A 15,880-nucleotide genomic window follows, 5' to 3' on the forward strand; every position below is an offset into this window, starting at 1 on the left:
CAATTATTTATTACTAGCATTTTTCTATTTACAAATTAATTAAGTAAGCGAAATAAAAAATAAAGGTTCACTTCTTCTAACATAATGCTCTTCTAACATTTGAACATGAGAAAGAAAATTCTCATCATCAAAGTATTTTGCCTTTGTAGGACATATTTTAATGCAACGTTGACACTTAATACATGTACCAGGTACAAGAGAAGCATCAGTAAAATCAATGGCTGCCATTGGGCAAGCTTTTGCACAAATACCACAATTATCACAAAGTTCCTTATGAGTTTTAGGTTTTGCTCTTAGGAAATTTACAGGAGTATTATCTACACCAAGGGGTGTATAATAAGTAACTGCAGGATGTTCTCCAGGAACTTCAATTGGTAATGGATTTTCATTATTTAAAATATAATTTGAAGCAGTCTTGCAGAAGGAGTCAATTTGAATTAAGTCTTTTTCGTCTGGACGACCAGTACCTATTTTGGATGAGAAAGCATGAACTGTTGCAATTGCAGCAGCTGAAAAAGGAATAAATCCATTAGAAGATAGAATATCAGTAAGTTCAGAAAGGGAATTATCAAAACTCCTATTTCCATAAACAACAATAGGAATCACAGGAGTGTTTTTACCAGAAAAAGAACTTTCAATATAAGGTACCATTTTATTGGGGATTCTTCCAGCATAAGTAGGCGATGCAAAAAGAACTAAATCTTGTGGACCGAAAGAATGAAAGGCTTGTCTATTTTGAGGCCTAGTATAATCTACATAATTAATAGGTACTTGTAAAACTTCTTGTATATTTTTTGCAATTCTTGTAATTACTTTTCTTGTATTTCCAGTAGCACTATAAAATATAGCAGTGATATGATTAATTTTCATAGTAATCCCCCCTATTTATAGAGATTTAAAGTTAAGTAGTTACGTAATTATTTTATAGTAAATTTATTTAAAACTCTCTATAACTATATAATTTAATTGTTTACATATATTATAACAATGGTAAAAACTGTGGTCAAATAACAGTAAGGTTGAATGTAAAAGTAACAATTGGTATAATTTAAATATAAAGTAAATGTTTACAAGGGTTTTGATATTATGATTACTTTAAATAATATTTGGGGGGAAGAGGAATGAGTAATAAAGTTTTAGTAGCATATTTCAGTGCAAGTGGTGTAACTGAAAGCATAGCCAAATTACTTGCAGAGGCAATAAATTCAGATATTTATAAAATAAATCCTGAAGTGCCTTATACTAAGGAAGATTTAGATTGGAGTAATAAGAAGAGTCGTAGTAGTATAGAAATGAAGAATATTAACTCACGTCCGAAAATTGCAGATAGGGATGCTAAAATTGAAGATTATGATGTAATTTTTATAGGATTTCCTGTATGGTGGTATATTGCTCCAACAATTATAAATACATTTATTGAAAGGTATGATTTTAAAGGAAAGACAGTTATACCTTTTGCAACTTCTGGGGGAAGTGGAATTGAAAATTGTGAAGTAATTCTACAGAAACAATATCCCAATATAGATTGGAAGAAAGGAAAGCTTCTTAATGGAAGACAAACTAAGGAGAAATTATTATCTTGGACTAATACAATATTATAAGATAAATGAAGGGGCTGTAGCACAATCTATAATTTAGGAGTTGTTGTTACAGCTCCTTTCTATATTTTATTAATAATTATCAAATATTGGCTCAATATACTTTTTAATAAAGTCTAGTCTATCCTTAACACGTGGCACAAAGAGGGAAGCAATAGAAACTACCATTTTTTTATCCTTATTAACAAAGATAGTATTTCCTCCATCACCCATAGCTGCATAACCATAATCCTTATCATTAATAATCCACCATAAATATCCATATGGAAGATTAAGCTTTTCCCATCTACTATGTTCCTTTGTACTTTCTTCTATCCAGGCTTTTGAGACTATTTGTTTTCCATTCCATATTCCATCATTTAAATATAATTCACCTATCTTTGCCATATCAGTAGCAGATAAAGTAAGACCCCATCCACCAGTATTTATTCCAGTGGGATCAGTAACCCAACCGCTAATATCTATAGACTTATTAAAGGCTAGTTGTTCTTCCTTACTATGAAAGGTGATATTACCTTCAACTGTAATTCCAAGTGGAGTAAATAAATTTGCTCTAGCAAAATCAAGAACAGGTTGTCCAGTTGCTTTTACAAGGATTCCAGAGAAAATATCTGGACCTATAAGAGGAGCATATCTAAATTGGCCTATATCCTCCTTTCCACCTAATAAATCAAGACTGAATTTTACAAAGTCGTCACTGGTGAAATATTTAATATAGGGGTTAAACTTATATTTATATGGAGCTGTCATTGTAAGTAAATCCTTAAGGGTAATCTTTTGTATTACTTTTTCCCTTCTTTTAACTGTATAATCGGGGAAAAAACTAAGTACTTTTTCGTCAACACTTTTAATGTATCCTTTATCTATTGCAATTCCAATTAATATAGAAATAATACTTTTTGTTACTGAATAAACATGAATTTTGCTATTAGCATTACAGTCATTAAAGTAATTCTCATATAGAGTCTTACCGTCTCTTAGAACAACCATTCCAGCAATATTTTTATAGTCATTGTTTATTATTTTTTCTAACTCTAATATTTTTTCTTCATCCATATAAATTTCTCCTTATCATTAAATTTTCTTTTTAACAGGATAATAAACTTCAGTTATTAATTCATTTTCATTTTTAACTTCACTAGGATCAGTGACATATACTTCAAAAAGGGCACTAGTGCACTCATATCCTTCCTTTTCTGCCCATTGAATCTGCTTAGCGTAAACAGAAGATAGGTCAGAATAAGAACCGTGTACAACTGTTTTTAAGCATAAGCCTGGGATGAAATCTCTTGTACCTTTAACATACTCCTTTACTGGAATAGCAAATTCTGTGTCTAGGCCAAAGGGGCTATATTCTGAACTATGAAATAGTACCATTGGTGGAGCTTCTATAGTTAATTTATCCTTTTTAATTTCCTCTAGTAATTTACCAAAGGAATTATTATATTCCTCAGGAAATTCATGCTCTTGAACCATTTTTCTAATATATAGAAGATTCATGGAAGGAACTTCTACAAGATTAATATTAATATCTGTTAGATAGGACATAATTGATTTACCTTCCTTCAAATTTAAAATATCATTATTTAATTGTTTTAATTTATCTTGAAATTCTTTTACTTGTCTTTCAATTTCCTTTTTCTTATTAATAAGTAATAAATAAAGATTTTCTTCCTTTAAATCTTCTGACTGGAGGATTGATTTGATTTCTTCTAAAGAAAAGTTATATGCTTTTAAACGCTTAATTAATAACATAGTTTGCAATTGATTAATGGAATAATACCTATAGCCATTTTCAGGATTAATTTCTTCTGGTAGTATTAATCCTATTTCAGCATAATAGCGAAGAGTTTTTGTTGATACCTTACATATATTAGAAAAGTCTCCTATGGATAACATATAGTATCCTCCTTTCAGTCTAGTAATTCTTTCTATCTTTATCTTACACCTTTCCCTAAGGGAAAAGTCAATGATATAAAGGATAGGTAGTTAATGAATTCTACCTTAAAAAGGATATTAATAAAGGGGCTGCTTTGAAGTACACCCCAAATGTTAGACAAAATATCTATAACATTTGGGGTGTACTTCACTTAGGCAGCCCCGAATTAAAAATTTTGAGTGTAGAGTTATTTGAGTAATTTTAAATAAATTACAAAATTATATTTATTTTAGAAACTCCTAAAGGAGTTTTATCCATAATTTTACATTTTTCATTATACATTTTACATTGGTGCCATAGCACCTTATGTTAATTATTTGCTTTTAACATATTCATTCATTGGTTTAACAAGATAATGATTTATAGGAAGCTTTTCAGTAGTAATATATCCAGCTTCTGCATCAATTAACATAGGAATTCTATTAACAAGAGTAGCACAAGTTAATTCTACTGTTGCAGGTCTATCAACTTTAATTGTTGTTTCAGGTTCACCTTCAAATGTCCAATCATTTTTATCAAAATCCTCAGGTCCATAAACATAGCCTTGACATTGGGTTTCTAAGGTTATTCCTTCTTCAGTTTCAGTAGTAACAATAGCAGACATTCCAGTAGCATATCCAGCTTTAACAGTCATATCTAATGTTGAAGAATATAAATCTTCTTTATGTGTCATTGGAACACATTTTTGAGTTTGAGATGTTATGGTTAATCCTAATTGACTACATAACCATCCATTTTGGTTCCACATATATGAAGGAACAACTTTACCATCTTTAATTGCTTGCACAGTTTCTTCATAATTTAGCCCATTATAATTACCAATTTCTTTTTCAAATTCTTCAATGGAAAGACCAGCTCCATGACCTTCTGCAAGAGCGATTCCATAATCTTCTACATTATAGCTACTAATACCTTTTATTTTAGTAATTTTATGCATTGATCCTGCTAAAGTTGTAATTAAGCTTCCCCAATACATATCAGGATATCCACTTCCACATAATGTACAACCGTTTTTCTTTGCTAGTTCATCTAGTTCTTTTGTAATATCATAAGATGAGTTCCAAGGATATAAGGCTTCTTCGCAGGTACTGATAGCATTTACACCATTTTCAGCACAAACAGTAAATGCAGGTTTTAAATCCTCCATAGTTGATCTTGTGGCAATAACACAAACATCAGGTTGTGATGTCTTTAACAATTCATCAGCTTTTTCAGCACTAGTTACTTTTATACCCATTGGTTCAATACCAATTAGCTCTCCAATATCTTTGCCAATAACCTTTGGATTTAAATCTACCGCTCCAACAAGCTCTCCACCATGTTCTAAGACATATCTCATAAGATATAGACTCATTTTTCCACAGCCATATTGCACTACTTTCACTTTATTTTCCATTGAATTTTCCCTCCTAAAACGAGTATTTTGAATTTTCTGATTTTATTATAAAGCTTATATTAAGTATAAAGTCAATAAAATTGTTAAATTATTTACAATCAAGTAATTAACAAATTTATGAGTATAGTGGCTTGATGATATATTTCTATATAATTTATAATATAAGTAAATGAATGGTAAAAGATTATACTAAGGTATAAGGTTGTGAGGTATATATGGGTGAGAATTATTTAACAATTGGCCAAATGGCAGAATTAAATCATGTATCAACTCAGACATTGCGTCTTTATGATAGGAAAGGACTGCTAAAACCTGAGTATCAAGATCCACAAAATGGATATCGTTATTATCATATTGCTCAAAGTGATGAATTAGATTTAATTCATACTATGAAAATATGTGGAATGACTTTAGAAGAAATTCAAAAGCAACTTACTGAATCCTCTCAAAAAGAACTTTATGAATCTCTTATTGAACAAGAGAAAAAACTAAGTAAAGAAATTTATAAGCTTACTAGAAGCTTATATACAATAAGACGATTTACATCAAATCTGAATCTTTTAAACTCTCTTCCACCTATAGGAAAAATAATTTATGAATATTTACCAGAAAGAAGAATAGATACTTTTACATCAAATATTGATTTTTTTGAAAAAGGTTATTCAGGATATGAGGAAATGATAAGAGAATTTAAAAGCTATATGATTGAAAATGAATTACCACTTTCATATTTTTTTAATGCAGGAACTCTTATTGAAAAAGATGATTTTAGTAAACAAAAACTAAAATCCAATACAGTATTTATATTTGTAGATGATGATTATCCTGAAAGTAAAACTCAGAGGATTCTACCAGAAAATATGTATATTACAATTTATGCAGATGATACTTCTAAAGAGTATCAATATGCAAAGGAAATATACTCCGAAATTAAAAAAGTAGGATACGAAATAGCAGGTGAGTATCTTTGTGAAGTTATTTTATATACTCCTTATAATAAAAAAGAAAAGAAATATATGAAGTATAAATTACAAGTTCCAGTTACACATAAAAATAGAAAATAGAAAAATAAAATATATAAAAAATGGGCTGTTGGAACAGCCCTAAATTAAAAATTTCCGATTACTGAATTAATTCAAAATTATATTTGTTATTGAATTTCCTCAATACTAGAAATCAACCATTGTCCATCTATGTTCTTTAATATAATCTCCATTTTAAATTCTACTTTTTCAGTATTATCTACAACTTTTTTCATCCTGTCAAATACTTCTGGTGAGATATCATCAAAAATCTTTTGAGTCATTGCATCTTGGCCTTGCTTTTCATAAATTTTATTTAATTCATCTATATGTTCATTTAGATATTCTGTAGATAGATTTTGAACATCAAGCTCAAGACTTGAAGGATCGAACTTTTCAAAGTTTAGACACTTTCCACTTAATGAAACTATTGCTTCTCCATCTTTTTCTTTAACTTCATCAATTGAGTAGTCGCCAATTGATTTACTCATTACATAAGAGATGAAACTTTTAGCTTCCTCATTAAATATTTCACCCATACTATCATTAATAAATTTATTTAATAATGAGGCATCAAGGTCAGAAAAACCAAAACTATCATTAAAATTTCCTTTGTCTTTAGTAGTCATTTCCATAGATTTAGTGTAATCACCTGATTTAATTAATGTAAAGTAATCACCAACAGCATTCTTGATTTCTTCTTCATGGGATTCCCTAGCACAACCAATTAAAGTAAAGATCATTACAAAAGATAATAAAAAACTTGTAAATTTCCTCATATTATCACCTCAATAATATTAAAACTGTACAAATTTATTATAAAATATTAACTGAAAACCTTCAACATATAATAGAAAAATTGGAATATACTTTCAAAAAAATATTCATAAAATCTATAGAATAATAGAAATAATGGTTACAAAAAAAATATTGAAAATCAAAAATTTTATATATTGACAAGGTTTTTTTGCTATGATAACATGATAACAATATAAAAAGAGGGCAAGGACGTTCTATAAAAATAGAATGTCCTTGCCCTCTTTTTATATATATTAATTTAATTTATAGGGGGTATTATTTATGGAGACTACAATGATTATTGACACTATTTGGGTATTTCTCGCAGGGATTTTAGTATTTTTTATGAATCTAGGGTTTGCATCTGTGGAAGCAGGTTTTGCAAGATCAAAAAATACTGTTAATATTCTGTCAAAAAACTTTATAGTATTTGCAGTTTCATCCTTAGGATTTATGTTGCTAGGATGGGGTTTAATGTTTGGTGGGGATAACCCATTTATAGGTACAAAAAAATTATTTATTTTAGGTAATGCAGATCTTTCTTTTTATAATGAAACACTAACAGCAAATGTTCCTTTCTGGGGCAAGTTCTTTTTCCAATTAGTTTTCTGTGGTACTGCAGCCACTATAGTTTCAGGGGCTGTGGCTGAACGTGTAAAATATTTATCATTTATTATTTTCTCTTTTGTGTTAACTCTTATTATTTATCCAATAGTTGGCCACTGGGTATGGGGAGGCGGCTTTCTTGCATCTCTAGGGTTTATGGATTTTGCAGGTGATACTGTTGTTCATTCAGTTGGAGGTTGGGCAGCCCTTGCTGGAGCATTAATTCTTGGACCTCGTATTGGAAAATACGGTAAGGATGGCAAAGTAAAAGCTATTCCAGGTCATAATATGTCATTAGCTGTTATTGGTCTTTTTATTCTTTGGCTTGGATGGTTTGGATTTAATCCTGGATCTACTATGAGTTTCCAAAATCCAGCTGATGTAATGCATATTTTAATGACAACTAATACTGCTGCCATTGCAGCTATAATAACATCTACAGCCACATCTTGGATTATAATTGGTAAACCAGACTTAGGTATGACTATAAATGGATGTCTTGCAGGCTTAGTAGGGATTACTGGTAGCTGTGCCTATGTTAGTATTGAAGCATCTTTATTAATTGGAGCCATAGCAGGAGTTTTAGTTGTATTTGCAGTAATGTTCTTTGATAGAATGAAAGTGGATGATCCAGTTGGTGCAACAGCTGTACATTTAGCCTGTGGTGTATTTGGAACAATTTGTGTTGGATTATTTGCTAAAGAAGGAATTACAACTTTATCTACACAAAATGGTTTATTCTATGGTGGGGGATTCCAATTACTTGGAGTTCAATTAATAGGTATAGTTGCAGTAGGAGCCTTTGTATTTACATCATCTTTACTTGTTTGGTATTTAATTAAGAAGACAATAGGAATTCGTGTATCTGAAGAAGAAGAAATAGCAGGACTTGATATTGGAGAGCATGGGAATATAGCTTATCCAGATTTTGCCCTTGCTACAGTTGGAGGAGAGTATGTTAATACTTCAGAAGATATTATTATAGATATTCCAAGTGATAATAATGTAGTAGCTAGGGAGGCAGTTCCTGTAATTAATAAATCTACTTCTAGTGAAAAGATGACAAAAGTAACTATTATTACAAATCAAAATAAGCTTTCAGAGTTACAGAATGCTCTTGAAAAGCTTGGGGTAACAGGACTTACAGTGACAAATGTTTTAGGACATGGTATGCAAAAAGGAAATCCAACCTTCTTCAGAGGAGCACCTATGGATACTAGACTTCTCCCTAAGGTTAAGATTGATGTTGTTGTATGCAAAATACCAACTGAAACTATTGTTGAAACTGTACAAAAGGTACTTTACACTGGAAAAATTGGTGATGGAAAAATTTTTATTTACGATGTAGAAGATGTAATTAAGATTCGTACTAAGGAACATGGATATGATGCTTTACAAGATGAAGAATAAGAATATTAATTTTACATTGTGCCATAGGATTTTTAATTTATAAAGTAGTAACAAAATCAATGGTACATAAATATTATATATTATGTAACAAAAGATTAAGTCACAAATGAGAAAGGGGTCAAACCATGAAGTGTGAAGAAGAAGTAACTACTATAAGATGTGAAGAAGAGGTAAGAAATCACGTTCACGAATTTCTTGGTAGTACAGAGATAGTAAGAGAGGGCGAAAATGGTGAGTATCATAACCATCGTTTTGCAGGAGTTAGTGGAGATGCAATACCTTGTAAAGGTGGCAGTCATATTCATAGAATAGTAACTAGAACAGATAATTTTAATGACCATTATCATGTAATTGATATATGTACAGGCCCGGCAATACCAGTAGGCAATGGACAAAGACATGTTCATTATGTATTTGCTTGCACAAGGGAAAGTGATGGCCATAAGCATATGTTTAGAATTGCTACTTTAATTGAAAATCCTATAGGTGATAGTGAATATTGTTAAAATAATTTATATAATGAAATAGGATAATTATATATTTTTAGAAACATTATAAAGTATTTATATTAAATGTATTTATCCCACAATATAAAATTAATTAGGAGCTGCTTAGGCAGCTCTATATTTTTATATTTAATTAGAAATTAGTATAAAAAGGCTGTACCTAATAAGGCATAACCTTATAAGATACAGCTAAGAAATTTTAGATTAAATAATATTAAAAATATAAATTACTATTTATTTCTTCCTTCATAGTTACGTTTGCACCATTTGAAGTAATCTTCATAAGAATAGTCATCTTTCTTATCATCATAATCTTTTCTACAACATCTATCTTCTTTATATTCATCATGCTTTCTGCAACAGTTATCTTTTTCATCTCTGTCTTTTTTCTCTTCTTCTTTTCTATAGCATTTGCAGAAATATTCATCATCTTTCTTTTTATCTTCATGACATTCTTTTTCTTTTCTAGGTCTTGGAGGACACTTACAGTAGTCATGATGATCTTTTCTATCTTCATCACAGTCTTTATCTTTCTTCTCTTCTTCTTTTTTGTAGCATTTACAATAAAGTTCTATAGAATCTTTTTTTCTATCATCTTTATCACATTTATCTTCGTGGTGTTTTTTAGGACATTCACACTCGTCTTTTTTTTCTTCTTCTTTTCTATAGCATTTACAGAAATATTCGTCTTTTTTCTTTTTATCTTCTTCTCTATCTTTACAGCGATCCTCTTCTCTTTCTCTACAGCAGCGATCTTTTTTATCTTCCTTTTTGTCATCAGTATAGAAAAACCAATTATCATTTGTATAACTATAAGTCATGTTAACCCATCTCCATAAAATAATTAGATTTGTACATTCATAAATGTAATGCACATATTCTATACTATGTAGACTTTATAATAATTGTTACTATGATTATATTAATGTAAGAATAAATTTCTTTATTCAATAAAGTTTCTAGATTTCATTCTTTCCATAGCGATAAATAAGCCCATACCAGTTTTTAATTTTCTAAAACCAAGTGATTCATAGAAACCTTCCTTGCCTGGGGAAGCATAAAGAATAAAGTTACAAGTAGGGGTATTATTTATTATATTCTCAATAATTAATTTGCCTACACCAAAACCTTGATATTCTGGTAAAATAGCAACATCGTATATAGAAGATTGACGGACACCATCTGAAATTGCTCTACCAAAACCTATTAACTTTTCATTATCAAAAATAAAAACAACAGTATAACTATTTTCAAAGGACTTTTTATGAATTTCTTCATCTACATATGACATTCCTACTGTTTTTATAATATTTCTAACTTCCTTCCAATTAATATTAGAACAGTCTTTTTTTATTATTATATTCATAAACTTCTCTCCCTTTCAAAACTTTAAATTAATATGATTTTAACATAAATATTTAATTCAAAAATTTTATTTAAAAACTTTTAAAAAGTTTCTTTTATTACGTATGTAAGAGATGAGAAGGTACTTTCAAAATAATAAAAATAAAAAAAGGAGAGGATTTTTAAATGGCTTTAATTCAAAGACTTATTTCATCAGACAAGTATAGCTTAAAATGCCCTTATTCAATGACACCAAGGGGGATATGCATTCACAACACTGCAAATGATGCTACTGCATCAAATGAGATTTCTTACATGCAAACCAATACTAGTTCTACATCTTTTCATATTGCTGTAGATGATAATGAAGCGATTTTAGGTCTACCACTAAATAGAAATGGTTGGCATGCTGGAGACGGAGGAACTGGTGAAGGTAACAGATATTATATAGGAGTAGAAATTTGTTATTCAAAATCAGGAGGGGATAGATTTATTAATGCAGAAAAAAGAGCAGCAAAGGAAGTTGCATCATTACTAAAACAATATGGATGGACAATAAATAATGTGAAAAAACACCAAGACTTTAGTGGTAAATATTGTCCTCATAGAACCTTAGATATGGGATGGCAAAGGTTTTTAAACATTATACAAGTGGAAATAGATAATCTAAATCCACCATCAACAGAGATATACAGGGTAAGAAAAACTTGGGAAGATGCAGCTTCACAAATAGGAGCTTTTAGTAACCTACAAAATGCAATAGATTGTGCAGATGCAAATCCTGGTTATAGTGTTTTTAATAGTACAGGAGTAAAGGTATATCCAACAGACACTATAGTAGTCGGTTCTAAAGTAAAGGTAGTTGGAACTAACTATGCAACAGGTGAAACAATTCCAGATTGGGTTAAAAAAGAAACTTATACAGTTAGTAAAATAACAGATAATAAAGCCTTATTAAAAGAAATAAGTAGCTGGGTTTATTTAAAGGATTTAGTATTAGCTTAATATTAAATAATAAAGTGAATATTAGAAAAATAAAAATGAAAAAATCTGATGGGCAGATAGCTACCCATCAGATTTTTTATATTTTCTTATATTTATCATAAGTTATTTACTAGTCGGTCTATAATTGATATACTATAATAGACCATATGGTCTATTATTGTTTGGGAGGTATCTATGAGGAAAGAAGAAAAAACAGAACTTACAAAAGAAAAAATTATTGCTGCAGCTATTGAAGAATTTGGAACAAAAGGTTATGCTGCTTCTTCTCTTAATAGTATCTGCAAAAATTTTAAGATTTCCAAGGGCCTAGTTTATCATAACTTTGAGAATAAAGATAAGCTTTATCTTACTTGCATAAGTAAATGCTTTTTAGAAGTTATTAAATATTTAGAAAGTGAGAATATAGAAGGTGATTTGCATAGATATATGGAATTGAGATTTATTTTCTTTTCAAAATATCCACTTTATGCACGTCTTTTTTTTGAAGCAGTTTTAGAACCACCAGTAAAGCTTGCAGATGAAATAAAGGAGATAAAAAAAGATTTTGATGAATTAAATAAGAAAATTTACCAGTCAGCATTAAAGACTTTGAATTTAAGGAATGGAGTAACGGAGAAGGATGCATTAGAATATTATGAGCTCATGCTAGAAATGTTTAATGGCTATTTTAGCAGTTCAGCCTATGCTAATACTGACTTTTCAATTATTATTTCTGATCACGAACAAAAGCTTAAAAAGATACTGAACTTTATGCTTTATGGTATAGCGAAGGAGGTTGAATAAATATGGTTTTATTTATTCTTAGATGGATTATTGCTATAGTTATTGCTTTTTTTATTGGAAAATTAGTATCAAAGTTGAAATTGCCATCAATTTTAGGATGGCTTATTGCTGGTATGATTTTAGGACCTCATGCTATTTCAATTCTTGATAATTCAATTCTTGAGGCGGGGTGGTATGAAAATATTGTTCATATTTTAGAGTGTGTAGTAGGACTTATGATTGGAACAGAGCTTGTATGGAAAAAAATTAAGAAGTCTGGGAAAGCAATTATCATAACGACGCTAACACAATCTTTAGGAACTTTTATTTTTGTATCACTTGTATTTGGAATTGTATTTTATTTTTCAGGAATTCCTATTTATCTTGCTTTCATTTTTGGAGGAATTGCACTTGCTACAGCTCCAGCACCAGCATTATCTGTTGTTAGGGAATTTAAAACAGATGGACCTGTTACAAAAACATTAATTCCAATGGCTGCGTTAGATGATATGGTTGGGGTAGTTGTATTTTTACAACAATTGCTATTGTTGCAGGAAAAATATCTGAACAGAAGCTACCAGCATATATGATTCCTATGGTTGTGTTACTTCCATTAGTCATTGGACTAGCTACTGGATTTTTAGCAGGCTTATTATTAAAAAAGGAACGCAAAACATTAGACACTTTAGTAATTCTTATTGGAATGATTTTAATTACTTCAGGAATAGGATTTATTTTTAATAATCATATTATGCCTAAGCCAATATTAAATTTTATGTTGATGGGTATGTCTTTTTCAGCTACATTCTCTAATATGATAACAGAAGATAGACTGGAGAAGATAATGCATGATTTTAACCCTATTTTAGGTATTTCAATGATTATTGTTATTTTAAATCTTGGAGCACCATTGGACTATCATTTGATTCTTGGAGCAGGATTGTTTACTTTTATATATATTGTTACTAGAGCTTTTGGTAAATATTTTGGTGCCTTCTTTGGGGCAAGCATTACAAAGTCTCCTAAGACTGTGAGGAATTATTTAGGATTAACATTACTTCCACACTCTGGAGTATCTCTCGTGTTTACAGGGATTGCAGTATCTGTGTTATCAGGAGCAGATCCTAAGTCTGCAGAAATTATTCAAGGAACTATTGCTGCTGCAGCTGTAGTAAATGAAGTAATTGCTGTTATAGTTGCGAAAAAAGGATTTGAATGGGCTGGGGAATTTGGGAAAAGAGATATAGACAATATTAAATTAGAACAATAATAGCATAAAAAATAAAGATTAATAAATATTTATTAAATTTGAAGTAGAGTACATATTATAGAGTAGTTTTTACTAAGCTATAAGAAAGAAGATATGTATTCTACTTTTTGTTTTTATAAATAAAAAAAGCATAATAAAAAGAAAAAAAGTTAAAAATTTTTGGAGTATTTTATATAAACTTACAAAAAACTATATTTAAATAATTTTTTTATATATATAAAATAAATTATGATATAATATAGTAGAATTAATCAGCGTAGAATTAGTCGACAGAAATTCCTAGAAAGATTCGGAGGTAGAAATATGAATAAAGGTTTAAGACTAGATTTATCTAAAGTAGAACCATATGTAAAATTAGAACAAGAGTTAGCTAATATGGAGGCAATGGTTAAAAGTGCACATAACACTCTTATGAATGGAACAGGTGCAGGAAATGACTTTTTAGGGTGGTTAGATTTACCGATAAACTACGACAAAAATGAATTTGAAAGAATAAAGAATGCAGCTGAAAAAATAAAGAAAAATTCAGATGCTTTAATAGTAATAGGAATAGGTGGCTCATACTTAGGCCCAAGAGCTGCTATAGAAATGTTAAATAGTAATTTTTATAATGTTTTAGGAAAAAATAAGAGAGAAACACCACAAGTATTCTTTGTTGGAAACAACATTAGTTCAACATACTTAGCTGACCTTTTAGATGCAATAGAAGGTTTAGACATAAGCGTAAATGTTATTTCTAAATCAGGTACTACAACTGAACCTGCAATAGCATTTAGAGTATTTAAAGATTATATGGAAAAGAAATATGGTGTTGATGGAGCAAAGGAAAGAATATTTGCTACAACTGACAAGAGCAAGGGAGCTTTAAAATCATTAGCTGATGAAATGGGATATGAAACATTTGTAATTCCAGATGATGTAGGTGGAAGATTCTCAGTATTAACAGCCGTTGGATTATTACCAATAGCAGTAGCTGGAATTAGCATAGATGAAATGATGCAAGGTGCAGCAGATGCTAGAGAAGCATATGCAACTGATGATTTCATGAACAACGATTGCTACAAATACGCAGCAATGAGAAATATTCTATATAATAAAGGAAAGAATACAGAAATCTTAGTTAACTATGAACCAGGTTTACACTATTTCAATGAATGGTGGAAGCAATTATTTGGAGAATCAGAAGGAAAAGATCAAAAAGGAATTTTCCCAGCAGCAGTTGATTTCTCAACAGATCTACACTCAATGGGACAATTCATCCAAGAGGGTAGTAGAATAATGTTTGAAACTGTTCTAAATGTAGAAAAAGCTAAGAGAGAAGTTTCTATTGAAGAAGTTGAAGGTAACTTAGATGGATTAAACTTCTTAGCTGGAAAAACTATTGATTTTGTTAATAAGCAAGCATTCAATGGAACTTTATTAGCTCATAATGATGGTGGAGTTCCAAATATGGTGTTAAATATTCCAGAACTTAGCCCATATTACTTTGGATATATGGTTTACTTCTTCGAAAAAGCTGTTGGAATAAGTGGATACTTATTAGGAGTTAATCCATTTGACCAACCAGGAGTTGAAGCATACAAGAAGAACATGTTTGCTTTACTTGGAAAACCAGGATTCGAAGAATTAAAAGCTGAATTAGAAGCTAAATTAAAATAATGAGAATTATTGTAGATGGAGATGCTTGTCCAGGCATCTCCATTATTGAAAATATAGCAAAAAAATATAAGCTGGAATTAATAGTTTTTTGTGATATTAACCATTATATACATTTAGAATATGGCGAAGTAAAAGTAGTAGATAGTGGATTTCAAAGTGTAGATATGTATGTTATAAATATATGCAAAGAAAAAGATATAGTAATTAGTCAAGATTATGGAGTGGCAGCTATTGCTTTAGGGAAAAAAGCTTATGTAATAAATCCTAAGGGATATTATTATAATGAAGAAAATATTGATAGATTATTAGAAGAAAGACATATATCTCAAAAAATAAGACGTGCAGGTGGAAGAACCAATAATCCTAAAAAAAGGACAAAAGAAGACGATTTAAGATTAGAAAGAAACCTAATAAAGTTAATAGAAAGTAATATTAAAGGATAAACTGTAGAAATATAAAGTACGGTTTATCCTTATTTTTATATATAGGTGACAAATTTCGTTTTGTATTTTTATGGAATAAATGTATAATAATATTATGTAATATTGAGAAAAACAGGTGAGAG

At 29.8% G+C, this 15,880-nt stretch carries 15 protein-coding genes and 1 pseudogene; 9 read left to right on the plus strand and 7 right to left on the minus strand.

The window, feature by feature from the left end:
• Nucleotides 1-39 precede the first annotated feature (39 nt).
• The gene (locus ACFYH6_RS02655; protein ID WP_416179215.1) at nucleotides 40-870 is read right to left on the minus strand and encodes an EFR1 family ferrodoxin; all 831 of its coding nucleotides are present in this window, start codon (nucleotides 868-870) and stop codon (nucleotides 40-42) included.
• Nucleotides 871-1,121: 251 nt separating this feature from the next.
• Here ACFYH6_RS02655 and ACFYH6_RS02660 point away from each other — a divergent pair, with 251 nt between their 5' ends.
• Nucleotides 1,122-1,601, plus strand: coding sequence for a flavodoxin (locus tag ACFYH6_RS02660; RefSeq protein ID WP_416179214.1), 480 nt, complete (start codon nucleotides 1,122-1,124; stop codon nucleotides 1,599-1,601).
• Between the two features lie 69 nt (nucleotides 1,602-1,670).
• Here ACFYH6_RS02660 and ACFYH6_RS02665 read toward each other — a convergent pair whose 3' ends face one another.
• The 3 genes from ACFYH6_RS02665 to ACFYH6_RS02675 all read right to left on the minus strand — a co-directional run bounded on the left by ACFYH6_RS02665 (nucleotide 1,671) and on the right by ACFYH6_RS02675 (nucleotide 4,933).
• Nucleotides 1,671-2,654 (minus strand): serine hydrolase domain-containing protein, encoded by a 984-nt coding sequence (locus ACFYH6_RS02665; protein WP_416179213.1) that lies wholly within the window; start codon nucleotides 2,652-2,654, stop codon nucleotides 1,671-1,673.
• Nucleotides 2,655-2,672: 18 nt separating this feature from the next.
• Entirely contained in the window at nucleotides 2,673-3,497 is an 825-nt protein-coding gene (locus ACFYH6_RS02670; RefSeq protein ID WP_416179212.1) for a MerR family transcriptional regulator, read from the minus strand.
• A 353-nt stretch (nucleotides 3,498-3,850) separates the two neighbouring features.
• Nucleotides 3,851-4,933, minus strand: a complete 1,083-nt coding sequence (locus tag ACFYH6_RS02675) for a dihydrodipicolinate reductase (protein WP_416179211.1) — start codon at nucleotides 4,931-4,933, stop codon at nucleotides 3,851-3,853.
• A 215-nt stretch (nucleotides 4,934-5,148) separates the two neighbouring features.
• Here ACFYH6_RS02675 and ACFYH6_RS02680 point away from each other — a divergent pair, with 215 nt between their 5' ends.
• Nucleotides 5,149-5,997 carry a MerR family transcriptional regulator gene (locus ACFYH6_RS02680; protein ID WP_416179210.1) on the plus strand — a complete coding sequence of 283 codons (849 nt, stop codon included), beginning with the start codon at nucleotides 5,149-5,151 and terminating at the stop codon, nucleotides 5,995-5,997.
• Between the two features lie 86 nt (nucleotides 5,998-6,083).
• Here the strand turns inward: ACFYH6_RS02680 and ACFYH6_RS02685 are convergent, their stop codons facing one another.
• Entirely contained in the window at nucleotides 6,084-6,734 is a 651-nt protein-coding gene (locus ACFYH6_RS02685) for a hypothetical protein (RefSeq protein ID WP_416179209.1), read from the minus strand.
• A 301-nt stretch (nucleotides 6,735-7,035) separates the two neighbouring features.
• Between ACFYH6_RS02685 and ACFYH6_RS02690 the strand changes: the two genes are divergently transcribed.
• Both ACFYH6_RS02690 and ACFYH6_RS02695 read left to right on the plus strand, forming a co-directional pair.
• A complete protein-coding gene (locus ACFYH6_RS02690; protein WP_416179208.1) occupies nucleotides 7,036-8,769 on the plus strand; it encodes an ammonium transporter in 1,734 nt (577 codons plus the stop codon).
• Nucleotides 8,770-8,894: 125 nt separating this feature from the next.
• A complete protein-coding gene (locus tag ACFYH6_RS02695) occupies nucleotides 8,895-9,275 on the plus strand; it encodes a YmaF family protein (RefSeq protein ID WP_316343778.1) in 381 nt (126 codons plus the stop codon).
• Nucleotides 9,276-9,505: 230 nt separating this feature from the next.
• On the opposite strand, the gene ACFYH6_RS02700 is transcribed toward ACFYH6_RS02695, so the two are convergent.
• Together ACFYH6_RS02700 and ACFYH6_RS02705 are read right to left on the minus strand one after the other, a co-directional pair.
• Nucleotides 9,506-10,096, minus strand: a complete 591-nt coding sequence (locus tag ACFYH6_RS02700; RefSeq protein ID WP_316343779.1) for a hypothetical protein — start codon at nucleotides 10,094-10,096, stop codon at nucleotides 9,506-9,508.
• Between the two features lie 122 nt (nucleotides 10,097-10,218).
• On the minus strand, nucleotides 10,219-10,641 hold the full coding sequence (locus ACFYH6_RS02705; protein WP_316343780.1) for a GNAT family N-acetyltransferase: 423 nt from the start codon (nucleotides 10,639-10,641) through the stop codon (nucleotides 10,219-10,221).
• 164 nt (nucleotides 10,642-10,805) lie between these two features.
• On the opposite strand from ACFYH6_RS02705, the gene ACFYH6_RS02710 reads away from it, so the two are divergent.
• The 5 genes and pseudogenes from ACFYH6_RS02710 to ACFYH6_RS02730 all read left to right on the plus strand — a co-directional run bounded on the left by ACFYH6_RS02710 (nucleotide 10,806) and on the right by ACFYH6_RS02730 (nucleotide 15,758).
• Nucleotides 10,806-11,624, plus strand: coding sequence for an N-acetylmuramoyl-L-alanine amidase family protein (locus ACFYH6_RS02710; protein WP_416179207.1), 819 nt, complete (start codon nucleotides 10,806-10,808; stop codon nucleotides 11,622-11,624).
• 174 nt (nucleotides 11,625-11,798) lie between these two features.
• The gene (locus ACFYH6_RS02715; RefSeq protein ID WP_416179206.1) at nucleotides 11,799-12,407 is read left to right on the plus strand and encodes a TetR/AcrR family transcriptional regulator; all 609 of its coding nucleotides are present in this window, start codon (nucleotides 11,799-11,801) and stop codon (nucleotides 12,405-12,407) included.
• A gap of 2 nt (nucleotides 12,408-12,409) precedes the next feature.
• A pseudogene (locus ACFYH6_RS02720) lies at nucleotides 12,410-13,656 on the plus strand (cation:proton antiporter).
• 303 nt (nucleotides 13,657-13,959) lie between these two features.
• Complete coding sequence (locus ACFYH6_RS02725; RefSeq protein WP_416179205.1) at nucleotides 13,960-15,315, plus strand: glucose-6-phosphate isomerase; 1,356 nt, start codon at nucleotides 13,960-13,962, stop codon at nucleotides 15,313-15,315.
• Nucleotides 15,315-15,758 (plus strand): YaiI/YqxD family protein, encoded by a 444-nt coding sequence (locus ACFYH6_RS02730; RefSeq protein ID WP_416179204.1) that lies wholly within the window; start codon nucleotides 15,315-15,317, stop codon nucleotides 15,756-15,758. Before ACFYH6_RS02725 ends, ACFYH6_RS02730 begins: the two co-directional genes overlap by 1 nt.
• Nucleotides 15,759-15,880 lie beyond the last annotated feature (122 nt).

The organism is Clostridium sp. HCS.1, from assembly GCF_047900555.1.
In the GTDB taxonomy this organism is placed as follows: Bacteria; Bacillota; Clostridia; order Clostridiales; family Clostridiaceae; genus Clostridium.